At 59.2% G+C, this 25727-nt stretch carries 28 protein-coding genes; 12 read left to right on the forward strand and 16 right to left on the reverse strand.

The features are described 5' to 3' along the window. Positions 1-49 precede the first annotated feature (49 nt). Positions 50-850, forward strand: a complete 801-nt coding sequence (locus V1T76_RS23540) for a response regulator (protein ID WP_330563231.1) — start codon at positions 50-52, stop codon at positions 848-850. Between the two features lie 159 nt (positions 851-1009). Here V1T76_RS23540 and V1T76_RS23545 read toward each other — a convergent pair whose 3' ends face one another. Then, positions 1010-1207 carry a CsbD family protein gene (locus V1T76_RS23545; protein WP_330563232.1) on the reverse strand — a complete coding sequence of 66 codons (198 nt, stop codon included), beginning with the start codon at positions 1205-1207 and terminating at the stop codon, positions 1010-1012. Between the two features lie 179 nt (positions 1208-1386). On the opposite strand from V1T76_RS23545, the gene V1T76_RS23550 reads away from it, so the two are divergent. Next, positions 1387-3189: a sensor histidine kinase gene (locus V1T76_RS23550; protein WP_330563124.1), complete on the forward strand. Its 1803-nt coding sequence runs from the start codon at positions 1387-1389 to the stop codon at positions 3187-3189. 424 nt (positions 3190-3613) lie between these two features. Here V1T76_RS23550 and V1T76_RS23555 read toward each other — a convergent pair whose 3' ends face one another. Continuing rightward, on the reverse strand, positions 3614-4129 hold the full coding sequence (locus V1T76_RS23555) for a Dps family protein (RefSeq protein WP_330563125.1): 516 nt from the start codon (positions 4127-4129) through the stop codon (positions 3614-3616). Positions 4130-4612: 483 nt separating this feature from the next. On the opposite strand from V1T76_RS23555, the gene V1T76_RS23560 reads away from it, so the two are divergent. From V1T76_RS23560 to V1T76_RS23575, 4 genes are all read left to right on the forward strand, one after another. After that, positions 4613-4873 (forward strand): DUF7218 family protein, encoded by a 261-nt coding sequence (locus tag V1T76_RS23560; RefSeq protein WP_330563126.1) that lies wholly within the window; start codon positions 4613-4615, stop codon positions 4871-4873. A gap of 273 nt (positions 4874-5146) precedes the next feature. Further along, on the forward strand, positions 5147-5491 hold the full coding sequence (locus tag V1T76_RS23565) for a DUF883 family protein (RefSeq protein WP_330563127.1): 345 nt from the start codon (positions 5147-5149) through the stop codon (positions 5489-5491). Continuing rightward, positions 5491-5919, forward strand: coding sequence for a hypothetical protein (locus V1T76_RS23570; RefSeq protein ID WP_330563128.1), 429 nt, complete (start codon positions 5491-5493; stop codon positions 5917-5919). Before V1T76_RS23565 ends, V1T76_RS23570 begins: the two co-directional genes overlap by 1 nt. Positions 5920-5960: 41 nt before the next feature. Next, positions 5961-7088 (forward strand): AI-2E family transporter, encoded by a 1128-nt coding sequence (locus V1T76_RS23575; protein WP_330563129.1) that lies wholly within the window; start codon positions 5961-5963, stop codon positions 7086-7088. A 291-nt stretch (positions 7089-7379) separates the two neighbouring features. Here the strand turns inward: V1T76_RS23575 and V1T76_RS23580 are convergent, their stop codons facing one another. Next, positions 7380-7685 carry a hypothetical protein gene (locus V1T76_RS23580; RefSeq protein ID WP_330563130.1) on the reverse strand — a complete coding sequence of 102 codons (306 nt, stop codon included), beginning with the start codon at positions 7683-7685 and terminating at the stop codon, positions 7380-7382. A 180-nt stretch (positions 7686-7865) separates the two neighbouring features. On the opposite strand from V1T76_RS23580, the gene V1T76_RS23585 reads away from it, so the two are divergent. Next, positions 7866-8234: a response regulator gene (locus V1T76_RS23585; RefSeq protein ID WP_330563131.1), complete on the forward strand. Its 369-nt coding sequence runs from the start codon at positions 7866-7868 to the stop codon at positions 8232-8234. A 197-nt stretch (positions 8235-8431) separates the two neighbouring features. Here V1T76_RS23585 and V1T76_RS23590 read toward each other — a convergent pair whose 3' ends face one another. The 11 genes from V1T76_RS23590 to V1T76_RS23640 form a co-directional block, all read right to left on the reverse strand. After that, on the reverse strand, positions 8432-9178 hold the full coding sequence (locus V1T76_RS23590) for a Crp/Fnr family transcriptional regulator (protein ID WP_330563132.1): 747 nt from the start codon (positions 9176-9178) through the stop codon (positions 8432-8434). Positions 9179-9426: 248 nt separating this feature from the next. Further along, on the reverse strand, positions 9427-9864 hold the full coding sequence (locus V1T76_RS23595; protein WP_330563133.1) for a DsrE family protein: 438 nt from the start codon (positions 9862-9864) through the stop codon (positions 9427-9429). Positions 9865-9957: 93 nt separating this feature from the next. Next, complete coding sequence (locus tag V1T76_RS23600; protein WP_330563134.1) at positions 9958-11079, reverse strand: c-type cytochrome; 1122 nt, start codon at positions 11077-11079, stop codon at positions 9958-9960. Next, a complete protein-coding gene (gene soxC, locus V1T76_RS23605) occupies positions 11063-12337 on the reverse strand; it encodes a sulfite dehydrogenase (protein ID WP_330563135.1) in 1275 nt (424 codons plus the stop codon). The genes V1T76_RS23600 and soxC overlap by 17 nt, the downstream gene beginning before the upstream one ends. Before the next feature lie 33 nt (positions 12338-12370). Next, complete coding sequence (gene soxB, locus V1T76_RS23610) at positions 12371-14065, reverse strand: thiosulfohydrolase SoxB (RefSeq protein WP_330563136.1); 1695 nt, start codon at positions 14063-14065, stop codon at positions 12371-12373. 195 nt (positions 14066-14260) lie between these two features. Next, complete coding sequence (gene soxA, locus V1T76_RS23615; RefSeq protein ID WP_330563233.1) at positions 14261-15091, reverse strand: sulfur oxidation c-type cytochrome SoxA; 831 nt, start codon at positions 15089-15091, stop codon at positions 14261-14263. A gap of 173 nt (positions 15092-15264) precedes the next feature. Beyond that, on the reverse strand, positions 15265-15591 hold the full coding sequence (gene soxZ, locus V1T76_RS23620) for a thiosulfate oxidation carrier complex protein SoxZ (protein ID WP_330563137.1): 327 nt from the start codon (positions 15589-15591) through the stop codon (positions 15265-15267). 96 nt (positions 15592-15687) lie between these two features. After that, positions 15688-16137, reverse strand: coding sequence for a thiosulfate oxidation carrier protein SoxY (gene soxY / locus V1T76_RS23625; RefSeq protein WP_330563138.1), 450 nt, complete (start codon positions 16135-16137; stop codon positions 15688-15690). Between the two features lie 23 nt (positions 16138-16160). Then, positions 16161-16640 carry a sulfur oxidation c-type cytochrome SoxX gene (gene soxX / locus V1T76_RS23630; protein WP_330563139.1) on the reverse strand — a complete coding sequence of 160 codons (480 nt, stop codon included), beginning with the start codon at positions 16638-16640 and terminating at the stop codon, positions 16161-16163. A gap of 177 nt (positions 16641-16817) precedes the next feature. Beyond that, positions 16818-17411: a SoxW family protein gene (locus tag V1T76_RS23635; RefSeq protein ID WP_417710003.1), complete on the reverse strand. Its 594-nt coding sequence runs from the start codon at positions 17409-17411 to the stop codon at positions 16818-16820. A gap of 32 nt (positions 17412-17443) precedes the next feature. Continuing rightward, entirely contained in the window at positions 17444-18178 is a 735-nt protein-coding gene (locus V1T76_RS23640) for a cytochrome c biogenesis CcdA family protein (protein ID WP_330563140.1), read from the reverse strand. Positions 18179-18270: 92 nt separating this feature from the next. On the opposite strand from V1T76_RS23640, the gene V1T76_RS23645 reads away from it, so the two are divergent. The 3 genes from V1T76_RS23645 (at position 18271) to V1T76_RS23655 (ending at position 20341) form a co-directional block, all read left to right on the forward strand. After that, positions 18271-18645 (forward strand): transcriptional regulator, encoded by a 375-nt coding sequence (locus V1T76_RS23645; protein WP_330563141.1) that lies wholly within the window; start codon positions 18271-18273, stop codon positions 18643-18645. 93 nt (positions 18646-18738) lie between these two features. Beyond that, a complete protein-coding gene (locus V1T76_RS23650) occupies positions 18739-19089 on the forward strand; it encodes an ArsR/SmtB family transcription factor (RefSeq protein WP_006937177.1) in 351 nt (116 codons plus the stop codon). 145 nt (positions 19090-19234) lie between these two features. Further along, entirely contained in the window at positions 19235-20341 is a 1107-nt protein-coding gene (locus tag V1T76_RS23655; protein ID WP_330563142.1) for a YeeE/YedE family protein, read from the forward strand. Between the two features lie 24 nt (positions 20342-20365). Here V1T76_RS23655 and V1T76_RS23660 read toward each other — a convergent pair whose 3' ends face one another. After that, positions 20366-21304: an MBL fold metallo-hydrolase gene (locus V1T76_RS23660; protein WP_330563143.1), complete on the reverse strand. Its 939-nt coding sequence runs from the start codon at positions 21302-21304 to the stop codon at positions 20366-20368. A gap of 125 nt (positions 21305-21429) precedes the next feature. Between V1T76_RS23660 and V1T76_RS23665 the strand changes: the two genes are divergently transcribed. Then, entirely contained in the window at positions 21430-22536 is a 1107-nt protein-coding gene (locus V1T76_RS23665) for a YeeE/YedE family protein (RefSeq protein ID WP_330563144.1), read from the forward strand. A gap of 48 nt (positions 22537-22584) precedes the next feature. On the opposite strand, the gene V1T76_RS23670 is transcribed toward V1T76_RS23665, so the two are convergent. Continuing rightward, positions 22585-24030 carry an SH3 domain-containing protein gene (locus V1T76_RS23670; protein WP_330563145.1) on the reverse strand — a complete coding sequence of 482 codons (1446 nt, stop codon included), beginning with the start codon at positions 24028-24030 and terminating at the stop codon, positions 22585-22587. A 226-nt stretch (positions 24031-24256) separates the two neighbouring features. On the opposite strand from V1T76_RS23670, the gene V1T76_RS23675 reads away from it, so the two are divergent. Continuing rightward, positions 24257-25717: a hypothetical protein gene (locus V1T76_RS23675; RefSeq protein ID WP_330563146.1), complete on the forward strand. Its 1461-nt coding sequence runs from the start codon at positions 24257-24259 to the stop codon at positions 25715-25717. Positions 25718-25727: the final 10 nt, after the last annotated feature.

Genomic DNA, 25727 nt, shown 5'->3' on the forward strand with positions numbered 1-25727 from the left:
CGTTCGGCCGCTATCGAGCGGCAACACATTAAGGAACTTATTTATGTCCGTGAGCCTTTCGGAAGAAATCGCGCCGCTGCTGCCATATCTGCGCAGATATGCAAGAGCTTTGGCGGGAAGTCAGAAAAGTGGCGATGCCTATGTCAGGGCATGCTTGCAGGCGCTGGTGGCAGATCAGACCATCATCGACACGACTCATGGCGTGAAGATCGGTCTGTACCGGCTTTTCCATGTTCTGTGGAACGCAAGTGTCGTTCCGCCAACCACACACGACGGGACAGTTTCCATTTTCGAGCAGACTGCTCAGCAGCGTCTGGCAACCATGGCGCCGGAAAGCCGGCAGACCCTGTTGCTGTCGACGCTGGAAGGTTTCTCGCTTCCCGAAACCGCGCTCATCATTCAGCGCAGTGAAGAGGATGTGACCGGGCTGGTTCAGGATGCGATCTCTGAAATCGACCGGCAGACCAAGACCGATGTGCTGATCATCGAGGACGAGCCGCTCATTTCCATGGATCTTATCCAGATCGTGGAATCCCTCGGTCATGGTGTCACCAGCGTTGCCCGCACGGCAAGCGACGCTATTGCTGCCGCGAAGGCACAGAAGCCTGGGCTGGTTCTTGCCGATATCCAGCTCGCCGATGGCTCATCGGGTATCGATGCGGTGAAGGAAATCCTTGCGGAAATGTCCGTTCCGGTCATCTTCATCACGTCCTTCCCCGAGCGCCTGCTGACCGGCGAGCGGCCGGAGCCGACGTTCCTCATCACCAAGCCGTTCAACCCGAACACGGTCAAGGCTGGCATCAGCCAGGCCCTGTTTTTCAAGGGCACGGAAGAAGTCGTCGCTGCCTGAGGCAGGCAGTGACAGGATGAGCGAAACGTTCCCTTTGTCTTGCGTGCGTTCCTTGGAAAGCGAGCAGGACGAAGGATCGGGTCGCTTGTCTGCCGTGTCAGAACGCTGCAAATTCAGTCCGGAAGGGAAGAGGCGGGCACTAAGGCCCGCCCTTTTCCTTCAGTGCCGTGAGAGCCAGTCCTCAATGTCCTTCTCGGCTTCTTCGCGGGTCTTGCCATATTTTTGTTGGATGAGGCCAGCAAGTTCCGTTCGGCGGCCGTCGACGCGATCGACTTCGTCGTCGGTCAGTTTGCCCCACTGGGCGATGGCCTTTCCTTTGAATTCTTTCCAGTTTCCTTCAATCCGGTCCCAATTCATCGGTCGTTTTCTCCTTGTCTTGATGACACATGGCAAACGGTTCCTAAGGGTAATGGTTCCAAATGAATTGCGGTCGGCGACAGCGCCGAACATGGACTGGCGCCCTGGTGCGCAAGCGGCTTTCTTTTTGCGGGACTTCAGCGCAAGGACATATGCCCGGATAACGGAGCAAGACCGAAATGTCTGATATTGTTACATATCTTTTTGGAGCGGCGTCGTTCATGCCGCATGGATACTGCCTGCTGTGGCGTCCGGACCTCGTAGCCATGCATGCGATCTCGGACGGTTTGATCGCTCTGGCCTATTTTACCATTCCCTTCATGATTTTCGACTTCCTGCGCAGGCGTCCGGACATCCAGGGGAATTCTCGCAGGATCGGGTATCTGTTCATCGCCTTCATTCTGGCGTGTGGCCTGACCCATCTGACGGCCCTGGCAACGCTTTGGTGGCCGATTTACGGCGCGCAAGGCCTGATCAAGCTGGTCACTGCCGTTGTCTCGGTGGCAACCGCGGTTGTTGTCTGGCGGGTGCGGCCGATGCTTCTTGCCATTCCTTCGCTGCAGGATCTGGAGCGGGTCAACGATATGCTGAAGGCTGAAAACGTCGAGCTTTCCGACAAGGTCGGCAAAACGCGGCGGGAGGTCAAGCGTATCAACGAGCGCTTCGAAACCGCCCTGACCGGCTCCAACATTTCCGTTTTCACCCAGGACAAGGATCTGCGCTACACCTGGATCCATAATCCGCGGTTTGGCAGGAAGCCGGAAGATATCCTTGGCTGCACGGACCACGACCTCATGCCGGAGGAGACCGCCTCGGAATTGGAAGAGGTGAAGCGCCGGGTGCTGGAAACCGGCGAGACCGCCTCGACGTATTTTGCTCTGGACAGCGAAGAAACGGGGACGATCTCGCTGGATCTGATCGTGCATCCGACGCGAAACATAAGCGGCGATATCGACGGCGTCTTGTGTACGGCAATCGATATGACCGAGAAGAGCCTTTATGAAATTCGGCTCTCCTCCCTCGCAAGACAGCTTGCGGAGGCCAACCGGCGTTTCGAGAAGGCGCTCGACGGCTCGCTGACGACTGTTTTCGAGCAGGATCTCGACCTGAAATATGTCCACGTCGTCAATCCGTCGCCGGGCCTGAAACCGGATTTCTTCATCGGCAAGAGCGATGCGGAGCTGTTTCCGGAAGAAAGCCAACTCAAGCTCATTCCGGCAAAGAAGAAGGTGCTTGAGACAGGCGAGAGCGCCGTCATCGAATTCGACATGGACATGAATGGCGTCAATCGCAGCTACAACATGCGCATCGAACCATCGAGAGACAAGGAAGGCCGGATTATCGGCCTGATCGGTATTTCGATCGACCTGACGCACAAGCGCGAAAACGAACGCCAGATGCATCTCGTGATGCGGGAGCTGACGCACCGCTCGAAGAACCTGCTTGCGGTTATTCAGGCCATGGCCCGGCAGACCGCTGCGCGCTCGGACAACACGGAAGATTTCGTCGAGAGCTTTGCCGCAAGGCTTCAGGCAATGGCCGCCAGCCATGATCTGCTGGTTTCACAGTCCTGGTACGGCGCGGACCTGAAAGAGCTGGTGCTGGCGCATCTGGCGCAATCCATCGATCCGAGCAGCCCTCAGATCGAGATCAAGGGTGACCCGTGTTCAATCACGGCTGATGCCGCGCAGAACCTTGGCCTGGCCCTGCACGAGCTGACGACCAATGCCGCCAAATATGGGGCTCTGTCAGTGCTCGGGGGGAAATTGTCAGTCTCGTGGACAACGGAAGACGGCAAGGTCAAGCTGGTCTGGAAAGAAAGTGACGGTCCGGAAGTTGTGCCGCCAAAGCGCAACGGCTTTGGAAAAATGCTACTGGAGCGGTTGGTCGGGCCGGCGCTCGATGGCGATGTCGCAATCGACTTCGCGCCAGAAGGACTGCGTTGCACCATCGAGTTTCCGGAGCGGCAAACCAACAGCTGATCCTCGCCAACCTTGAGGGTAGGGCTGATGCCGGCGTGGCCAGACTGATCCGCGGTGGCGCTAGCGCCAGCTTTCAGGAGGCGTCCTCGTGCGGAGTTTTGTCGCTGCGAAGGGTTTTCAGCGCGTCATCGATTTCTGAAATCAGCTCTTGCGGTGTCCGACCTTTTTCGGAACTGGCCTGTGGCGCCTTCCGAAGGCTTGCCCGCCAGGACAGCAATGCCGTCCGCTTTTGTTTATCCGAGAGGGACGGGTCTTCCAGAACGCTTGCGGCGGTTCGGAACCCTGCAAATCGTTTCGGTACGCTGATCATGGCTTCTTACAATTTGGAATGATGGGGCTCAAATCACGCAAAGGGCCGCCTGCCGCATAACGGCACACGGCCCTTCTTTTTCTTTTAATTGCCTCAAGTTTCGGGCTCGGCCGTTTACTCGGTGATGACAGCTCTCAGCATCCACGCAGCCTTGTCGTGGAAGGTGATTCGCTGGGTCAGCAGATCTTCCGTTACCGGGTCGCTGTTCTCGCCGGCATAGGCGGCCATGTCGCGCATTTCGGCTGCAATCATCTCGTGGCTGCGCACCAGGTCTTCGATCATTTCGAAGGCGTTCGGCATGCCGCCCGCCGGCAGGCTGACACTCAGATTGAGCTTGCCTTCATCGACATTGACCGGTGCACGGTGGCCAAGCGCACGGATACGCTCTGCCAGATCGTCGGTCGCGGCGAAGAGGTTCTCGTAATGCTCTTCCGTCAGATCATGAATTGATTTGAAGAGCGGGCCGACGACGTTCCAATGATAAAGGTGCGACTTGATGGTCAGCATGTAGGTTTCAGCCAGGATAACGGACAGATGCTTTGCGAGCTGCTCGCGCACTTCGTCGGAAACGCCTGTCTTGATCTGGTCAACCTTGGGAGTTTCGATGTTCAGAACCTTGGACGTCGACATTGTTCTTCCTTTCTTGCTGTCTGAAGGCGCTGTCCTTTGCCAAACTGAGCTGACAAGGGCGCCTCATGGTCTTCGGTAAGAAAAGTCTTCAGCCTGCTGTCAGTTCCATGTTTCTGACAAAATTTCTTTTTTCTCCCGAATGGAAAAAATGTTTTGAAATCTTTTCAAGAAAAGCATTTGTATTCGTTTCGCGGTCTCGTCGATACGGAGCTGCATTTCTTGCGCTTTATGCCTTTCCTGGGTTTGCAAGGTCTGGCCTATCGAAAAGCGTTGTTGGAACCTGCTCGCGTACAGCAGCGTTAAGTCTAGTGTATGCCGACATCGTGAGACGACAGGCGGCGCAGGCCCTTCATACGCTCTGCACCTAACCGACATGTTTGCCCCGCCGTTGCAGGCATCCAGGTGAAACAGGAATTTTTCCGGTCACGCTCTGCGGAGACGGATCACCAGCACGGTGCCGGAAGCAATTGAAAGGAGACCGAGATGGCGTCGAAATCCAGTTCCAGTATCAAGAATGAAGACACATACGACGCCTTGCGCGACAAGGGTTACAGCAAGGAAAAATCGGCGAGAATTGCGAATGCCCAGGCCAACGACAGCCAGTCTCCCTCCGTCAAGGGCGGTAAAGCCTCGCCTTACGAGTCCTGGACCAAGGAAGAGCTGTATGAACGGGCGCAGGAGCTGGAAATCGATGGTCGCTCCAAGATGTCCAAATCAGAGCTGATCGAAGCCCTTCGAGGGTAGGGGCGGGCAGGGTCAGTGCCTGAAAACGAGGCCTTTGTTAATCCGGCCGTTCTTTTTCGTCATGTGCTCTGTCCGCGGGTGAGATCGCGCCCTGGCCAGGCATTAATTCCTTCTGTTTTGTCTGGAACCAAATCACTGCAGGGCCGTTTACAGCCCAGACCGCGCGTTTGAATGGCGCGGTAATCATGCGCCCGGGTTCCGGGCTCCATCCCGAATATGCAATGTGCGTGTCGGCCACCAGGGCCGCTCGCGATTGAGAACAGGAGCGACAAGATGGCAACCCCGAAGACCGTCTCGGCAACGAATTCCGATCCAGCCAATGATACTGTGAGCGCCCGTGAAATCGAGGCGAACATTGAGCGCATTCGCGGCGACATCGCTTCGCTGGCCGGGTCGCTCAAGAAATACGGTTCCGGCAAGACGGATGAGTACAAGTCCAAGGCCGCTGCGGCTGGCGAGGATCTGACCAAGATGTCTCAGGATGCTTTGAACGACCTGTCCGCAGAGCTGCAGAGATACGAACGGGCCTTCGTCGCGGAAGTTCGCAAACGTCCGTTGCAGTCCATCGGCATCGCCGCCGGCATCGGCTTCCTGATCGCCGCGCTGGTGCGTCGCTAATGTTTCTGCGTGCCATTCCAATGGCTTTCGGAGCCGTTTCGCGAGACTTTAACGGCATGGTTCGCCGTGCCAAGCGCAATGCCGTGTTGAGCGGCATTGCGGCAGTCTGTTTCGCAACGGCTTACGTGGCCGGGGTGGTCGCTGCCGGCGCATATCTTGCGCCGATTTTCGGCCCTGCTATGGCGGCATTGCTGATTGCCGCCATCATGGCGGTTACTGGATTGGTTGTTGTCGCGGTGCTCAGCTTCCTGAAGCACAGGGACCGCAAACGCAAGGCGCATTCACAAGTCGCTCAGCGGCTTACGCTGGCTGCCGCCGTTTCCATTCTGCCACAGCTTACAAAGTCCAAGGGTCTGTTGGTTACCGCCGCTTTGGGTGGCCTGGCCCTGCTGGCGGCTCAGACATTGGGCGGCGAAGATCGCGACTAACACTCTGCCGCGCGTCACGCCGGCCTTTGGAGCTTACAGTGATGACAGCGCAGGCAGACCGAGATGCCACGGCCGGAGAAGGTGCCGTAACGACAGTGACCGAGACCCTGAGGTCGGACCCGATTGTCCGGATCTCGGTCGTCATCCTGTGCGCCATTGCGCTGACCGCCGCCCTGGACATCGGCCAGGTGATTTTCGCGCCCGTGTGCCTTTCCATCGTCGTCGGTACGATATTCGTGCCGCCGGTGGAACGGCTCTCGCGCCTTGGCGTCCCCGACTGGTTGTCGGCGGGCGGTATGGTGTTGCTTTTCATTGTCTTCATTCTGACAGCCGGGGCGGCTTTCATCGTCCCACTTTCGGACTGGCTGGACAGATTGCCGCTGATCTGGTCGCGCCTTCAGGCGCAGTTGATCAGCTGGCAGGGCTTCTTTTCCTCCGTCGCGAGCCTTCAGGAAGATCTGCGCAATGCCGTGGGTCAGAACGGCGGCATGCAGGTCAGCGTCGAAGACAATTCCGCGGTCGAAAGCGTGTTCTATTTCGCTCCGGCCTTCATGGCTCAGGTCATCCTGTTCCTGGCCAGTCTCTATTTCTTTCTGCTGACAGGCCCCCATCTTCGCAGGGCCGCTCTCCAGCTTTCGTCAGACGGTGAAGGCAGGCGGTGCATCCTGACCGCGTTTCGCACTATCGAGTCGCGACTGTCCACCTATCTCATTTCCATAAGCCTCATCAATGCGGGGCTCGGCGCGGCCGTGGCTTTGGTCATGTGGCTTCTTGGTGTCCCATCGCCCTTGTTGTGGGGCATGATGGCCGGTGTACTGAATTATGTGGTCTATATCGGACCGGCGCTCATGGTGCTGATGATGTGCGCCGTCGGGCTGGCGACCGGGAACACACCTTTGGCAATTCTGACGCCGCCGCTGGTCTATCTGGCGCTCAACCTGATCGAAGCACAATTCGTCACGCCGACCGTGCTTGGGCGAACAATGACGTTGAACCCTTTCCTGGTTTTTCTTGCGATTGCCTTCTGGATCTGGCTATGGGGCCCGGTCGGCGGGTTTGTCGCCGTTCCCTTGCTTCTTGTTGTGGGAACGGTGCTTGAGATCGTGAACGATCCCACAGATGCGGCCCTGCCCGTGTCCTCCCGCCCCGTCACCGGTTTTAGGTCCTGATAGCAAAGTTCTATTCAAAACCAGCCAGAAATGTTTGAAACCGGTGAGTCCCAGGATTGGCCGGTTTTGACCTGTCGCCGCCCTGGCGAGGAGTTCGGGAGCGCGGTCCAAGCTTGCCAGCATGGGCGACCAACCCAACCAGGCCTTCTACCTTCGTTATACGTGTCTCGATGGGAAGACGCTTTGCGCGATACAGCGCGTCGCTTCGGGCTGGTCCTTGTCAAAGGCATGCAGACAAAACAAAAGCCGCCTGGAAGAGGCGGCTTTTCATTTTTCTGTTTTCAAGAAATCTTACTCTTCGTTGTACGCAAGCATTCCGTGCGCGATGGGCCAACCGGTGCATGTCGTTACGCCGACACCGGACACACAGCGGGTCGGGCGACCGTGGACGTCGGCCAGCTCAACCTGCAGGTCACCCTTGGGAGCGGCCTTCTGCTCAACTTCAACTGCTGCGGCCGCGTCGCTCTTGTGAGCGGTTTCCGCGTCAGCTTGTTTCGTAAAGAACGGCTCTGCAACAATCAGGCTGGATGCCATAAGCGCAGCGATGGCGATAGCAGCAGGGGCGTTAGTCGGAATTCGTTTGCGTAGCGTGAACATAATGTCTACCTCCACCCCGTAAACGCCCAAGTTAAGAAAAGGTTTCACGCTGCCGATTAATTTCCCGATAGACAGGGATCAAAGTAGAAAATAAAAGCGTCTTATAACTTATGTTAATGCAGGTCGGCTGGTTTCGTGGCATCTTGCGAACAGTCAACCAAACTGACAATGAGAACCCTCGTGACAACGGAAACTTATCAAGCCGTGGCGGAAACGCGCGGCCCGGCACTGGTTGTCGAAGACAATCCGATCATCGCGCTCGATACGCAGATGATGCTGGAAGAGCTCGGGTTCTCGCCGGTCGAAACGCTCGCAAGCCTTGCGGAAGCGGCGGAGGCACTGGCGGCTCACCTGTTCAGCTTCGTCATTCTGGATGTGAAGATCGGCGACGATACGAGCCTGGCTTTCGCCAAGCAGCTTCTGGAAAAGGGAACCAAGTTCATCTTTGCCAGCGGGTATAGTGATCTTGGCCCTCTTCCGACAGATTTTGAAGGGCATGTCATCTTGAGCAAGCCCTATACCAAGGATCAGATCGGTGCGCTGATCTGAGCCAATCGGCCGGCCCCAGATGTGAAGATGGATTGCATCGGGGCGGAGCGGTCTTCCTGCAGGCACAAAAGCGTAGGAAGCGAATTTCGTTTTCAAGCTCTGGCAACGCAGCGGACGCCCACCTCGGTCATTTCCGAAGAACATCTAAATGACTTTACCGCGTGTCGTCGGCGCGCTTGACTGGGCCTGACGCCTGCTCAGATGAGCGGGCGCGGTTCATCCCGCACGGCTTCGTAAGACGCGAGCTTCACAAGGGCGTCCCTGTCCAGCACGCGGATCCGGTCTTTCTCCCAGCTAATCAGCCCTCTTTCAACCAGCTTTCGAAGTGTCCGGCTGGTATGCACCGGGGTGATGCCGAGTGCGTCGGACAGATGGCTCTGGGAAAATGGGGCATCAAGCATCTGATTGCTGGCATAGCCAACGTCCTGTGCCCGGTCGTAAAGGTGCAGGATGAGATAGGACAACCGCTCCAGTGCAGTGCGTTGGCCGAGGCTGATGATGTGCCCGTCCAGTATCTGTTCCTCGCGTGCGGCGATCCACGTCATCGAAAAGGCGAGGCTTGGATGATCCTTGAATATCGACCAGACCTTGTCGCGTTGAAAGACACACAACGTGGTGTCTGTCAGGGCGGTAACGGAGTGCTGCATGTCTTTGAGGACAGCAAGCTGAATGCCGACGAGGTCGCCCGGCAGGGCGAAGTTCAACACCTGCCGACGGCCGTCGTTTAGCGTCTTGTGACGAAAGGCCCAGCCATCCAGAATGGTGTAGAGATGAGGGCTCTTGTTCTCTTCCTGAACGATCGTCGCCCCGGCCTCGACCGTTAGCTCACCGCTTTTGAAATTCGAAATAAAGTCCAGCTCCTTCCCTTCCAGAGATCGGAACGCAGTTTTCTGTCTTAGAGGGCATGCTCGGCAATTGGTTTGAAACGCGGCTGTTTCGGTCATTGAAATGGCTTCTCCATTGCAATTGATCAAAACGCTTTGAAAAGCAGCAAGTTCCCAGTCGAGGCGGAAAGTCGAGGGAAAACAAGCAAGTCCGTCTGATACCGGGACGAGGCGCGACGGGCACCGCAGGAAATGCGGTTGAGGGCATCGGCCGTTCAGGCGAGAGGGGCCAGCCAGTCCGGCAGCCTTCTACGTAGGTGATGAAGCTGCGCGGGCGTTTCACCCGCCCGCGCGGCAATCTTCAGGATTCAGGGACGCAAAATGGTGTAGCCGTCTTCATCCAGCTCCATCAGCGTGACAGCTCCGGCGGGAACGATTTCGACACCCTCCAGAAGCGGAATGTCCTTGCCTTCCTTCTTGGCCATGGCCTGACGGGTGTTGTCGCAGGCCTCAAAGGCGACGTTGGGCATGCTTTGCACGAAGGATTTCATGCGGTCCGAAACAGGAGACGTATCGACGCGGAACATGTGCAGGCCGGCATTGAAGGCCACGATCTTGATGTCGGCTTCCTCGCCGATTTCAGAGTAGTGGCGGGCCACATTGGATGCGACGTTCAAAACGGTGTTCATCTTCTGAGGATCATTGTCGCTGATCTGCAGGGCAAGCTTGTGGATGCCGTCGTCCGCCAATACGGCAGAGCCAAGCATCAGCAGGGCCGAACCGGCCACTGCCAATCTTGAAAACATTCCCATCGTTTCCTCCTCCTAACGCCGCAGGATATCCTGCGGCGGCCTTGCGCGGGCGGCCTTTCTTTCACGGGCCGTTGCCGCAAAACGATGTCAGTCGACGCCTCCCACGCCCGAGGCCTCGTCGTCATCGACGGAACCGGGGGTCACGTCGAGAATACGGGCGCGCATGGTGATCTCGACAGCACTGTCCTTGCAGTCGCTCATGCAGGGTTCGGCCTTGGCTGCATAATGCGGCTCTTCGGCGCGTGTGTCCGCGATGAAGTTCGCCTCATTGGGAAGATGGATCTCCCGGAAATTGTCTTTCGACAATTCGAAGTCCTCGTCCTCGACAATGTCGTTCAGGTAAAGAAGGTAGGCGGTCAACGCATATACGTCGTCATCCGACAGGGAACGAGCGTTGCCATATGGCATGGCGCGGCGGACGTAGTCATAAACCGTGGAAAGATACGGCCAGTAGGAGCCGATGGTCTTTTCCGGGCGTTCCTCGGTCAAGGTGTCCTGGCCGCCCGCCAGAACCGGCCAGCGGCCGACGCCTTCGCCGAAGTCGCCGTGGCAGACGGCGCAGTTCTCGGTGAACAGCACTTCGCCATCGGCGACCGTGCCGGAGCCTTCCGGCAAGCCGGTGCCGTCGGGGCGGATGTCGATGTCCCAGGCTGCGACCTCGTCTGCCGTCGCCACCCGTCCGAGACCGAAAACACCACCCTCACGGGTTTCGGACACGGGCATGGCCGGCGCTTCCGCCGTTGTCTCGGCGCTGGCGGTTTCTGTTTCTTCGGCAGCCGGTTCTGTGGCGCCTTGCTGGTCGGTGGGAGCGGCCGTGCTGGAGAAGGTGGCCAGATAGGCGATCACATTTTCCAGGTCTTCCTGCTTTTTCAGACCGGCGAAGGCCATCTTGGTGCCTTTGACCATGTCCTTGGGCTTGGTCAGATAGGTGGTCAGCGTCGTCTCGTCCCAGACGAGCCCGCCGCTACCGGCTTCGGTCATCGCCTTGGAATACTTGTAGTCCTCGAGCGACCCGGCAGTGCGGCCGAAAACCTCGTTTAGTTCCGGTCCGACCTTGTTCTTTGCGCCTTCTCCCACAGCGTGGCAGGCAGCGCATTTCTTGAAAACCTTTTCGCCCTTCTCAGCATCCCCCGCATGGGCCGTCGCGGCAAGCAGGGGCAGGGTGGCGATCATGGTTCCAAGGCTGAGGGCTTTAAGAAACTTCGACATTTTCCACCATTCCGTCTGCTTTGACATGCCACGTCTGGATGCCGTTGTTGTGGTAGATCGAGTTTTCACCGCGGGCGGCACGCAGCTCGTTCTTGGTCGGCTGGAAGAAGCCGTGCTCGTCCATCGCGCGGGACTGGAGCAGCATGTCCGAGCCGTCCCAGTCGATATCGAGGTAAAACCGGTGCATGGCTTTCGACAGGCTCGGGCCGTCCAGACGGGCCGTCTTCCAGTTGCGACCGCCATCAAGCGATACATCGACCCGTTTGATCCGACCGTTTCCGGACCAGGCGACGCCGGAGATGACCATCGGCCCCTTGCCGTGGCTGATCGGCGCCTGCGGGCTCGGCGAGGTGATGACCGATTTCGGATCCATCACCCAAGTAAAGCGGCGGGCCTTGCCGTTTTCCAGAAGGTCCGTGTATTTGGACGTCTCCTCGCGCTGGTGCCAGGGTTCGTCCCCGACTTCGATCCGGCGCAGCCACTTCACCCACATGTTGCCTTCCCAGCCGGGCACGACCAGACGCAACGGATACCCCTGTTCGGGGCGCAGCGCCTCACCGTTCATCTTGAAGGCGACCAGGCAGTCGTCGAGGGCCTTTTCCATCGGGATGGAGCGGGTCATGGCCGAGGCATCGGCGCCTTCCGGCATCACCCATTTGGCATTGGTCTTCAGACCGGCCTCTTCCAGGATCAGTTTCAGCGGCACGCCGGTATACATCACGCAGTGGACCATGCCGTGGGTGTACTGACAGCCGTTGAGCTGGGAGCCGCGCCACTCCATGCCGGAGTTGGCGGCGCATTCCAGGAAGTAGACCCGGTTCTCCCGCGGGAAGCGCTTCAGGTCTTCCATGGTGAAGACCAGCGGCGTGTCGACAAGGCCGTTGATCATCAGCCGGTGATCGGCCGGGTTGATCTCTGCAATGCCACCGTGGTGGCGCTCGAAACACAGGCCGTTGGGCGTGATGATGCCGTCCAGCTCATGCAGCGGTGTGAAGTTGACCGAACTTTCGGTGGAGGCCGTCAGCCACTCCACGTCACGGCGAACCACATGGGCCTCGAATTCCGACGGCACGCCATAGGGGCGCGCCTGGACACCGTCGCCGAGATAACGGTTCCAGTCCTGTATCTCGGTGATCAGCGGATCGCCGGCCGCGCGCGCGGCACCTGCGGTGCCTGCAACGGCGCCCGCTGCGAACCCTGCTTTCAGGAGGGAGCGCCTGGACAGGCCCGGCGTCTTTGAAATGGTTTTGTCAGTCATGATCGTGTCCTCAGGATCTCTGAAGAAAAGGCATCATCCTGCCAGCTTGACGGACTGGTTGTCCGGCAGGCTGACCACGGGATTGCTTGTGAGATAGGCTTCAACGACTTCGGAGATGGGCGGGCCTTCCGTGCCCTCGTTGACCGAGGCCCAGCCGGCGACGATGTATTCTCTCGCCGGGTCTATGGCTTCGCCGGTGGCGAGCAGGGTCATGCCCGAAATGCGCTCGCCGATCTCCTTGTTGGGGTCAATGGTGTAGCCCATGCCGCCAACGCGGACCATGTCGCCGCCCTGCTGGTAGTAAGGGTCCTTGTTGAAGAGGTTGTCGCCGACATCCTCCAGAATGTCCTTCAGCATCTGACCGGTCATCGGCGAGCGGTAGGCTGCCGGATAGGTCATGGCGCAGGCGTTGTGGACGTCCTCGAAGGTGATGTCCTGGCCCGGCAGAAGCGATGTTCCCCAGCGGAAGCCGGGCGACAGGGCAATCTCGGCGTCACGTTCGCTCAAGAGCGCCTGGCAGATGAGATCGTCGAAGGTGCCGTTGAAGTTGCCGCGCCGGTAGAGGAGGCTCTCGGTCTTGCCGAGAACACGGGCGAGATCCGCTTCGTAAGGGGCGCGGACCTCATCGATCAGCGCTGCCATATCCGCATCGGGCGTGATGACGTCGGAGAAGATCGGGATCAGGCGATAGGCATAGCCCGACAGCTTGCCGTCCTGAACATCGAGATCCACCCGGGACACGAATTTGCCGTTGGAACCAGAGGCGATCACCAGCGTGTTGTTGACGATGACCGGTTCCGGCAAGGCATCGTGCGTGTGGCCCGTCAGGATGACGTCGATGCCGGCGACACGGGACGCCAGCTTGCGGTCGACGTCGAAGCCGTTGTGGGACAGAAGCACGACGATTTCAGCACCTTCGTCGCGGGCCTCGGCGACATGTTTGGCAATATCTTCCTCACGGATGCCAAAGGACCAGCCGGGGATCATCCAGCGCGGGTTGGCAATCGGCGTATAGGGGAAAGCCTGGCCGATGACGGCGACCTTGGATCCGCCGCGCTCGAACATCTTCCAGGCTTCGAAGGCCGGTTCGTCCCATTCGTTGTCATAGATGTTGGAGCCGAGGAAGGCGAAGGGCAGGCTGTCGATGACTTCCTGCACCCGGTCGGTGCCATAGGTGAATTCCCAGTGGCCGGTCATGGCGTCCGGTTCCAGCGAGTTCATGATCGTGATCATGTCTTCGCCTTCGGTCACATTCGACGTGTAGCTGCCCTGCCAGGTATCGCCGCCATCCAGGAGAAGAACGTTATCGGCACCGCGTTCGGCGCGAATGCGTTTGATGACGGTAGCGACCCGATCCATGCCGCCCATCTTGCCGTAGGTTCTGGCCAGGGCGACAAAGTCTTCAGACGTGAGCGCATAGGCATCCGGTGACCCGGCCTCGATGTTGTAGAGCTTCAGGAAATCCGCCCCGGTGACATGGGGCGGTTTGCCCTTGACGTCTCCGATACCCAGGTTGATCGACGGTTCGCGGAAGTAGATCGGCTTCAACTGGGCGTGGATGTCGGTGATATGCACCAGCGTGAGCGTGCCCTTGGCCTCCATGCCCAGGAGCTGGTCCTCCGTCAGGGCCTGTTGCGCCATCAGCCGCGACCACGAACCCGCCATGCCCGATCCGAGCAAGGCGCTTGTCGCGGTTGCCGCCATCAGGAACTCACGTCTTGAGAACATTCTCGGTTTCTCCAAACCAACGGCCGTTGCCGGGCCGGTTGCATAGTTTTCCCGCTGATGCGCGGCAACGCCGTGCACCCCGGTTATCCCACGTGGGGGACGATGATGTTGTCAGCCTGCTCTTTCCGCCTGGTGCAAGACCGGGAAAGAAACCGGCGCGGCGGCTGTGACCGCGCCGGAGGTTGAACGGTTAGCCTATTGGCGGACCGCCGGGGTTTCGATGTCGAGCCCGGACCCGCGCCAGGTCACATAGACCTCCAGAGCCATCAGCTCGTCGGAGAAGGCAGGCGGGAAGGCTGCGCGGGTATCGCGAATACACCCACGGAAGCGGTTGTGCAGCGACACCATTTCGCTCTGCTTCAGACGGTAAGTCGGGAAGCCGTTGACGTTGCCCTGGCTGAGGTGATCAGCCCGGATATAGCTGCCGTTATAGTTCTCGTGGCAGGTGGCGCAGGACAGGTTCAACTGACCCGTGCGGGTGTAGTAGAGGTCCTTGCCTTTTTCCCACCAGGCCTGCATCTCGCCTTCGCTCAGGTCGACATGCATCGGCATACCGAGTGACTGATGCTTGATGTAGGTCGTCAGAGCTTTCTGATCGGCCGCATCGAACTTGTAGGGCTCTGCCTGCATGTTCTGTTCGCGACACTGATTGATCTGAAGTTCGATGTTGAACGGCTTGCCGGCTTCCTCATTCCACTTGGGATAGCTTGCACCGAGGCCCTTGAGGAAGCTTTCGGCGTCCTCGTGGCAGGATGCGCAGGATTTTCCTGCTGCGCCATCGACCGTGTTCCAGATTTCCTCGCCGCGTTCGACATAGAGCATGCCCGGGTTCTGGAAGCTGTCGGCTTCAAGATCACGGGTCTCATCCGTACGGTAATGCCAGCCGGAGATGAGTTCATCAAAAGGATGACCTTCCGGTGCCGGCACGCGGGTCTTGATTTCCAGTTCACCGTCGATAACGAGCTTTTCGTCAACCGGCCCCCCGGCCAGGCTAGCGCTTGTGCCGACCATCAATGCTGCGAGCATGGTGGCTATGCGTTTCGTTTTATTGGCCAAATCGTCTCCTCCCGATTTGAGCGATCCCTGGAACACCCTGCCTTCGACTGACTGCAGATACGATGTTCCGACACTCTCGATGCCATCTGCTTCCGGCCGTTCAATCGGCTGCGATGTCACAGCCGCAGATGCCGGGCCGCTGCCTATTCAACAGTGATCTTGTTCTCGGATTCGTAGACGCTGCCGTCGTCGTCAACCCAGGTGAATTTGAACGTGCCGCTTTCGTTCACCTTGGCATTGAACTCCACGTAGGGGTTTGCCGAGACGGCCGGGTCCATGTCGCAGGAAAACACCACCTGTCCGTTGAACTCGCAGGTGAACTTGTTGATGATCTGGCGCGGAATGAGGTTGCCCTGTTTGTCCTTGCGCTGACCGGATTCCATCGGGTGGCTGATAAGCGTCTTGATGGTGATGACTTCGCCCGCTGCTGCCTTCTTGGGCACTTTCACGCGCGGTTTCGGATCTGCCATGATTTCGTTCCTTCGTATCCCTGATCTGCTTGCCGGGCGGCCGTTCGGCTGAACGCCGGGCCGGTCCTGCGGACAAGCCGCTTGCGCTTGTGCGGATTAACCGCCGCAGCCGCCGATGGTGACTTTCACTTCCTTGCGGTCGATGAAGGTGGACCCGTCGTTCATCTTGGCGACAGCAATGACATTCTGCGTCTTGGCCAGCCGGATGCGTGTCTTGGCTTCGGCGGCCCCGCTCATGGCGGTGAAGTGGAATGTCGCAACGGCCGGATTGGGGTTGCCGTCGGCGAGGATCAGGACGGATTCGACAAAGCTGTCTGCCGTCATCGGGCTCTCGACGGACACGCCGACAGGCACCGTGTTGCCGTTTTCAGCGATTTCCGGCGTGTCGAGGGACACCGTGCCTTCCTTGGGCTCGGCTCCACCAGTGAAAGCCTTGATGGCTTCTTCGGTCTGGTCGGTTGCGGCGAAGGAAACCCGCGATCCGGCTGCCACGAAAGCGGCGGCTCCGATCGTGAGACCAAACACCTGGCGTCTTGTAAAGCTCATCTCTTGCTCCTTGAAACCCGAGATCAATTCTCTTTCAGCGTCAGGAGATAGGCGACGACGTCCTCTACCTCTTGCGCTGACAGGATGGTTTTGCCGGCGAATTCCTCGTCGACGTTGATGCCCACCTTCAGGGTGTAGAAACCGGGCATGATGGTCTGGTCGCCGAAAACGTCCTTGCTGTTGACCACGATGGCGCGCAGTTGCGCCTCGCTCCAGCGGTCGGCGGCGCCGTCCAGGACGGGTCCGACTTCACCGTGGAACAGCTGGTCGCTGAGATCGGCATTGGCATGACAGGCCAGGCAATTGCCCTTCTTGCGGTCGGCGAAGGCTTCGCGTCCGGCCAGCGGGTCTCCTGGAACACCCGTCAGGGATTGGGACAGTTCCATATCCTCGATGGGAACGCTGTCCGGAGCAACCGTCCCGGCGGCCGCTGCCGAAGCGGCCAGGACGGCCAGGCCGGCAAAGGCCGCCGGCAGGCTGAAATGTGTCGCGCCCTTGAACATTGTGTCGGCTTTCCTCCTCAGTGCGGAACGGCCGGCTGTGGTGCCGCTTGCGTTCCTTCGGCAGGTCCGATTCCCCAGCCTGCCTGTCCTCCTCATATTAAAAGATATGATTTTTTGCATATGTTATGCAATAGGCCTTTTGCCCTATGAGGCATAAACCTGTTTTGTCCGTGCTTCCTATTCCGCGTCGAGCCGGCCTTTTTCGCGTAACTCGTTGATTATGCGAGCATGATATTTCTGGAAATGCTCGTCGCCCTCGTAACCTTTTTCCCGGACCCAGCGGAACATGTTCAGGAATGTCCACTTGCCGAAGGCACCGGGCATCGTTGCAACGGCCACTTCCGACACCGTTCCCTCGCTCGGAACCTCCTCCGGCAGGAACACGATTGTGGGTGTGAAGACATAGCCCCATTTGCGGGCCGCGGTCTTTTCGGTCAGCTCTTCGCCGTCCAGATCGATCACTTCCTCATCGCCGAACATGTTGTATTGCACGACCATGAAGTTCTCTTTGATGTAGTCGGTCACCTCCGGATCGGAGAGAATCTTCTCGTGCATCTGGCGGCAATAGATGCAGCCGCGCTGCTCGAAGATGATCGCCAGGCGCTTGCCTTCACCGGCAGCGGTTTCAATGTCTTCGCCGATGTCACGAAATGTCACGGTGAACCAGGGCTGCTTGTGCAGGCCGTCGTCGCCGAGCGTTGCGGCGAGCGCGGTTGTGGTCAGGGCGACCAAGAGTTCGACCGCCAGAATCATGTGTTTCCAGATACGCATGTCAGTTTCCTCCCTCGACCGGATACCGCCGGTCAGCCGATTTGCGAGAAAATCGGGAATGTTTCGAGCAACCAGAAAGCGATGGCCGACATTTGCCCGGTGATGAACAAAATGCCGGTGAGAACCAGAAGGCCACCCATGATCTTTTCCACCGTGCCCATGTGTTTGCGGAAGCGGCCGGCCAGTTTCAGGAACCGGCTGGCAAATGCCGCCGCCAGGATGAACGGCAGGCCGATGCCGAGCGCATAGACCGCGAGCAGGCCTGCGCCGTGCCAGGTGGTGTCCGAGGACCCGGCCACGAACAGGATGGCGGCCAGAACCGGACCGACGCAGGGTGTCCAGCCGAAGGCGAATGCCAGGCCCATGACAAAGGCTCCGACCAGGCCCGCGGGCTTGCGTTCCACATGAATGCGGGCTTCGCGAAACAGAAGCGAGATGCGAAAGACGCCGAGAAAATGCAGGCCCATGACGATGATGATCGCCCCTGCGACATACGACAGGATATCGTAGTAGCGGGCGATCGACTGGCCGATGACGCTCGCCGTCGCGCCAAGAGCGACAAAGACCAGCGAAAAGCCGAGCACGAAAGCGATGGCGGCCAGAATCACCCGGCGGCTGGTGTCAGTGGTTGCGGTTTCGCCCTTCAGCTCATCAACGCTGACGCCGGCCAGGTAACACAGATACGGCGGCACAATCGGCAAGACACAGGGTGAAATGAATGAAAGCAGACCTGCCAGAAAGGCAGCGCCCAGAGAGACGTCGAGCATTCATTTCCTCCCAGCGAAACTCGATCTTTGGTTGCTTTAAAATATTCAAAAGTTCCTATATATTGCAATGGGAGAAATGTGGAGATTGCAAAATGTCCGTCGCGACTCGAGCGATGATCCTTGCCGGAGTGGTGTTTTCCGACCTGTTACAGGCCTTGCCGGCGTGGAGTGCCGAACTGGTCATGCTGGAACAGCCGGGGTGCGTCTGGTGCAAGCGCTGGAACGAGGAAATCGGAATTGCCTATCCGAAAACGGCGGAAGGCCGGCAGGCGCCATTGCGCCGTGTCGACATTACCGACACCTGGCCGCAGGACCTTGCCGGAATTCCCAAGGAACGCATGACGCCGACCTTCATTCTGATGGCCGACGGCGTTGAAATCGACCGGTTGCGCGGCTACCCGGGAGAGCACTTTTTCTGGCCCTTGTTGACCGATATGCTGGGAAAGCTTCCGAACACCCCCAAGTGAGGTTGTTGATCCGCTGCGGAAGTTAAGGCATGACTCTGTAAATTGATTTTGTGCGCTGCAATGGCGATTGCTTGAAGAAGGTGTGGGCTCCGGATGATACTGCCGGCCTTGGACAAGAACCTGGATGCGAAGGACCTCGACCTGCTGATGGAGCAGGCGCGGAAGGCGAGCGATCTGCTCAAGGCCCTTTCGCATGAAGTGCGCCTCGTGATCCTGTGTCTTCTGTCGGAAGGCGAAAAGTCAGTGTCCGAGCTCGAGGAAATCCTGACCATGCCGCAGGCTGCCGTCTCGCAGCAGCTTGCCCGCCTTCGCCTGGAAGGCCTGGTGCAGTCTCGGCGCGACGGGCGCATGATTTACTACAGCCTGATGAACGATGAAGTGAGCTCGATCATCTCGAGCCTCTACGATCTGTTCTGCAAGGACGTTCGCGCCCCGGAAAAGTAGGCGCAGGCAGCGTGCCGGCATGCGTGCGTTGCAGCAACGAGTTCGATTGCTGCGGTATTCGCCGCCTGCTACGGTTTATCAAAATCGCCGAAAGAGCGAAGACGGGAAACGCGGCCGGGAAACCCCGGCGGAGGGTAGGACGCGCATGGTCAATCTCGATCCGGTGATGCTGACACCACTGCTCGGTGTGCTTGCAGGATGTGTCCTGGGCTTTGTCGCCCGGTCGAACCATTTCTGCACCCTGTCCGCCTTGGAACGGCATTGGTATGCGGGCGACAGCAGCGCTCTCAGAACCTGGGTGCTTGCGTCCGTCTCCGCGCTCATCGGCACGCAGTTGCTTGTTGCTTTCGGCTTGGCCGACACGGCCGCCTCCTTCTATCTGTCACCGGAATTTGCCTGGACGGGTGCCATCCTGGGCGGCTTCATGTTTGGCATCGGCATGGCACTTGTCGGCACCTGCGGCTTCGGTGCCGTTCTGCGTCTGGGAGGCGGAAGCCTTCGGGCCCTGGTGGTGCTGACGGTGATCGGCCTGTCGGCGCTTGCCGCCCAACGGGGCATTGTCGGCATCCTGCGGGTGCCGCTTGTCGATGATCTTGCCGTCTCCTTTTCTGAAAGCGGCAGTCAGTCCATGGGGGACATTGTCTCGACCCTGGTCGGCATGAAGCTGCAGGGCGTAATCGCCATCGTGATCGCGCTTGCGGGACTGGTCTGGATCTTCAAATCGGCGACCTATCGCCGTCAATGGAGCAAGATCGGAACCGGTGTCGTGATCGGCAGCGTGATTGCCTTCGGCTGGTGGGCGACGACCTTCTTAGCCGCGCGTTCCTTCGATCCGATCCAGATCGAAGCCGGGTCCTTCGTCGTGCCGGTGGGCGATACCATCATGCAGCTCATCACCTACACGGGAACCTTGCCGGATTACGGCGTCGGTCTGATTGTCGGAACGCTTCTCGGAGCGGTGGTCGCGGCCCTGTGGAAGCGGGATATCCGCTGGGAGGCATGCGACGATGCCCGCGAACTCGGCCGGCATCTTCTGGGCGGTACGCTGATGGGCGTTGGCGGGGTGTTTTCCATGGGCTGCACGGTGGGGCAGGGCATCACCGGCTTTTCCACGCTGGCGATTTCCGCACCGGTTGTCATGGTGTCCATGGCACTTGGCGCGCGGGTCGGCCTTGCCTGGCTTGTGGAAGGCAACGTTTTTGCCGCCTTCCAGCGTAACCAGGGTGCCGCGCATCACTCAGCGGCGGAGTAATCCCGCCACCGGTAATCCGGTTCCTCAGACCGCAACGAAGCTGTAGGCCTCTGTGGAGCGTTCGACGTGCCCGCCGCCGGGGTGCGGGAAGTGGTAGCCGATGACGCGGGACCGATCCTGCGCCAGCCGGTCGAGCAGCGCCTTGCGGGTGGCAATGCCCATGTCGCGGTCCTGATCGGAGCCGGAGGCCCAGCCGGGTTTTTCGAACGAAATCACCGTATTGGATATCGCGTCGCCCACCACCAGCAGGCTCTCGGAACCGCCGTGCAGCATGTAGGACATGTGGCCGGGGGTGTGTCCTGCCGTGTCAACGGCCTCAACGCCCGGCAGCACTTCCTGGCCCGGTTTGATCATGGTCACCCGATCTTCGATCACATCGAAACGAGATTGCGCCCCGACCACGAAGCTCTTGCGCTCCTCCGGCGTCTTGGCCAGCGTGTCGTCGGCGCGCCAGTAGTCCCATTCAGCCTGTGGCATCCAGATCTGGGCTTCCGGGTAAAGCGGGTCGTCGAAATCGTCCAGAATGCCCCACAGGTGATCGGGATGGGCGTGGGTGAAGATGATGTCGGTGATGTCCGACGGATCAATGCCGGCTTCGGCCAGATGGTCGGGCAACTCACCTGCTGTCGACTGGAAGTTGGCGCCTGAGCCCACGTCGAACAGGACTGTGCGGTCGCCGGTCCGGAGCAATGTGATGTTGCAGTCCGGCGTCAGCGCGTCCGTGGCAAGGCCATGGGGTTTCAGCAGCGCCGCGATCTCTTCTTCGCTTTGTTCGGGCAGGATGAAGCTCATCGGCAAGGTCAGGTGGCCGTCGGAAAAGACCGTGATGTCGAGTTGGCCGAGGGTCATGTTCGCGGTGGCGAAGGCGGGCGTCATTCGCCCGGCCAGTCCTGCGGCCGCAAGCGCGAGGCCTCCGGCAAGAACGTTGCGTCTCGTCAGATCTTTCCGAAATTGCCCGGACATGGCATCCTCCACACATTCAAACTTTTGAATTTATCTATGTTTCATTGAGAGAGGTCAATGCCTGTCGCAGTGAAACGGCGCCAAGCTGACGAAACGTGAGGACGCAATGTGCCTGGGAGAGGCTCATGGATCTGACATTTCTGCTGGATGAGTTTTCCGAGCCCTGGCTGCTGGCAATCGGCGGCCTGGTTGTCGGTATCCTGTTCGGCGCCTTTGCCCAGCAAAGCCGCTTCTGCCTGCGCGCTGCCAGTCTGGAGTTCTCGCGCGGGGCACCGAAGGACCGACTGCCGGTCTGGCTGTTGACCTTTTCCGCTGCGGTTCTGTGCACCCAGCTTTTGATCCACCTGGGCGAGATCCAGGCCAACGAAGCCCGGCAGCTTGCCTCACCGCAGAGCCTTTCCGGAGCCCTTCTGGGTGGTTTGATGTTCGGCACCGGCATGGTGCTGGCGCGCGGCTGCGCCAGCCGTCTGCTGGTGCTCTCGGCCACGGGCAATCTGCGGGCGCTGCTGTCCGGCCTCGTTTTTGCCGTTGTCGCCCAGGCCAGCCTGCGCGGTCTGTTGAAGCCGGTGCGCGAATGGTTTGCAGGCCTCTGGACGACAGGGGACATCGGCGGCAACGACCTGACCGAGATGTTGGGGCTGAGCACCTCGGTGACCTTCGGGTTCACGGCACTGTGGCTGGCAGCTGGGCTCGTGTTTGCGTGGCGCTCGCGGGTCAAGCTCTGGCAGCTTGTGGCGGCGGCGGGGGCGGGGCTGGCAATTCCTCTGGCCTGGTGGTTCACGTCGTCCATGGCGCAGCAGGCGTTCGATCCCGTGCAGGTGGAAGGTGTGACCTTCACCGGTCCGTCCGCCGACGCCCTGATGCTGGTTCTGTCACCGCCGGGCGACCTGCTCGATTTCGACGTGGGGCTGGTGCCGGGCGTTTTTCTTGGCTCGTTCCTGGCGGCTCTCCTGACGCGGGAACTGGCTCTTCAGGGCTTCGAGGGCGGCAGGTCGATGGCGCGTTATCTCACCGGTGCAACGCTCATGGGCTTTGGCGGCATGCTGGCCGGTGGTTGCGCCGTCGGGGCGGGTATCACCGGTGCCTCCATCTTCGCGCTAACGGCGTGGATCACCCTGACCGCGATCTGGCTGTCCGCCGGTGTCGCCGACCGTCTGCTGACAAGCTATGACGCCCGCGCCCAGTCGGCCGGGGTGGCACCAACGGTGGAACCGGTAAAAGTGGCAACGTGAGTCCGAATAAGGTGCGGGCTTGCCTGCCGCAGTTGTTTGGACTTTCCCTTATCGACCGATCATGGTTGCTTCCGTTGCCGGGCGTGTGAACTGATCGAATTCGGCAACGAAACGGGCGCTGATCCAGCCTCCGGTCGACAGTTGATACCAGACGCCTTGCGGCCCCGAGACGATGCGGCAGCCGGAGATTCTGACCTTGTCGCCAATCTGCACCCGGCCAATGGCCTCAGCGTCCAGAGACGGTTGCTGGCGAACGTTGACGTCCCGCGCGATGGTACGCATCCAATCATACGGGTCTGTGCTAACTGTCGGGGCTTCTTCGCCCAGGTCATAATCGATGACGTCGCTCGTCCAGTAGGCATATTCGTTCGTCAGGGTGCCGCCGTTGCAACTTGCGGCGTCGGCCAGAAGCGCGTTGGTCACTTTCGGCAGAGTGTCTTCAAACGGTCCCTGTATTGCACACCACGTCGGGCCATCGGATCGGCCGTCGGAACAGGGCAAGGCCCCGGCGGTCAGCCGCATGCCAACGGTGCCGTCCTCGGTGAGTTCGACCGTGCAATAGGCAGCACCGTTGTGGCTGGCGGCAATGCGGCCTGAGCCCAACTGCTGGGTCAGATCTTCCAGCCGGGTTTGCTTGGGGTCCGGAGCAAAGCCTTCTATTGCGCCGAATTCGTATTCAACTTCCGATTTCTTGATGGTGTTGTCGGCGAGAAAAAGCTGCGTGCACATGGCGCCGACCGTGTCCATGTAGAGAGCGCTCTTGTTGATCGGGTCCGCAATGGCGCCAGCAGAGACAGGCGTCAGGCCCATGGCATAGGACCGGATGCCGCCAGCCAGATAAAAGAAGCTGTCGGCAGTGCGGTGGGACAAGGCTTCCTGCAGCAAAATGGAAGGGGCGATGCCACCCTTGATCAGCTTGACGTAGGTCTGCGTCACTTCATAGGCCAGGTTCATGGCTTCCTTGACTGCAACAAGCTGGTTGGCCTTGTCGTCTGGCAGAAAAGCCATGTGAAACCCTAGCGCGGCACCTGCTTCCAGAAAGCGGATATCGTCACCGTAAACAGCATTGCGCGGGGTTGCTGCCAGGGTGAAAGCGAGGGCGCAGGCGGACAGGCACCGATTGCCGTTGAGCACAAAGACACCGTAGAGATCCGGGTCCTGCGAGCCGACGTTGTATTGCAAATACTGGCCGATGCGGATGCCTTCCAGAAAGCTTCCACCGGGGCTGTCGAAGACGATGTATTTGCCCCAGGTGCCTTCGAGTGCTGTTTTCAGCTTTTCCAGATCACCTTTTTCGATGACACCGGAAATCAGGAAAACACTCCCCTGCTGGTCATTGACCACGCTGCTGCCGGCGGTGCGCTTGCCCGGATACAACGGCTTCAGTTGGGCCAGCCGCGGGGCGAGATCGGGACGTTGTGTAATCTCTGCGGCAGAAAGCTGTAAAGCCGTGAAAACGAGTGAAAGGCAGAAAAGACTTAATCTGAAAAACATGTGTGCCATCGGTCCTGATTGAAAAGCCATCCTGATGTAGGGATGCCGTCAGACAGACAAATCCAGCTGCGTTCCTTTCGCAAGCCAAAAGTGGTTGTGGAGCGGTTGCAGAAAGTGCCTGGTGAGGGCGGGCTTTCGACTGGTTCCGGACTGATATGCCTGTTGACGTTCTTGACGGATGGCCCAACGTCACGCTTTTGTGCAGGAGAAAACGCTGGGGGATTTCATGAAGGTTTTTCGTCTGTTGTTCTGCTGGCTGGCATGTTTTGCCAGCGTGACCTGTTCTGCCAATGCAGCTGATTTCGCTGAAGGCGGCGATGCGGAATTGAAATGTGTTGCCACCATCAGTGGGCAGATTGCGCCTGGCGACACCGAAAAGTTGAAAACTTTTCTGGCCGGGCTTTGGGAGAAGCGCGATACGCCGATCAACGGTGTTGTGCTGGGAGACGACACGGGTAACAGGTCACACGGCAGACTGTGTCTGGACAGTCCTGGCGGATCCCTGTCCGAGGCTATCCGTATGGCCGATTATCTGCTCAAGGGATATGGCGGCAGCTACTGGGTGCACGGTCTGGGAACTGCTGTTCCGGCAGGGGCAAGGTGCGAGTCTGCCTGCGCGGTCTTCTTCATGGCGGGGGGCGAGAATACGGAAAGTGATATCGGACGGATCGCCGACCGGGTTCTGCATGTGAACGGCAAACTCGGCTTTCATTCCATTTCGCTGACCTTGCGGGAAGGGACCTACAGCCGGGACGACGTCGGCAAGGCTTTCGGGCTCGCGTTGAAAAGCATGGGCGCTGTTGCCGCGCGCATGGAGGCCCTGCGCCTGAGGTTGTCGCTTCTGCAGACCATGCTGGCGACGCCGCCGGACGACATGTACTTCGTGGAGAAGATCGGCGATGCGGCCCACTGGAACATCCAGGTGGCCGGGTTGCCGGTAATCGCCAGACCAACCTCTTCCAACATTGCGGAAGCCTGTTCGAAGCTGTCCCGGCAATATACGCCCGAAGACGGTGCCACGCCGGCCAATTATTCGGCCGAACAAAACGAAGACAACCCGGACGCCATTCTTCCGCATTCGCGCTGGTCGACCGTTGACGTCACACCAGACAGTTTCCAGAGCTACAAGATCAACGAGACGGAAGGCATCATCGAATTCGTTACCGATGGCGGCACGGAACTGGGTGATATCGGCTGTTCAGGCCGTTTCGACATCGGTCGCATGGAAATGAGCGCACAGGTCGAGGCAAGCAACGGCTGGTACGTCGCTGTCCCGAACTTCTTCATGTATCCGGGTGACATGACATTTTCCGAGATCATGTCGCTGGCCGAGGGGGCTGAAACGGTCAGTCTGGATCAGATCGTTGCCAAAAAGCTGGGGGCCCCGCAGAAAGGCAGTTGTCTGGTGTTCAAGGGTGACACGAAAATCGACGACGAACCTTGCGAAATGACGTCGCTCACATCGCTGAATGCGGGTCTGGAGAGTTACACGCTCGAGTCCTATCAGTGGCCGTCCGGAAGCATTACCGTGATTGAACATCAGGCTGGCAAGGTGCTGGTGAATGGCGCGCTGGCCGAAACCCTGTGGCGGAAAACCAAGCCGAAACCCGTTGCCGAGGACTGGGAGACAAGCTGCCTGAAGAACACTTCCTCAGGCAACGTCTTCTGCTTCAGGACGACTTCCTGATCTGCGCGCC

Source organism: Roseibium sp. FZY0029, assembly GCF_036350355.1.
Taxonomy (GTDB): domain Bacteria; phylum Pseudomonadota; class Alphaproteobacteria; order Rhizobiales; family Stappiaceae; genus Roseibium.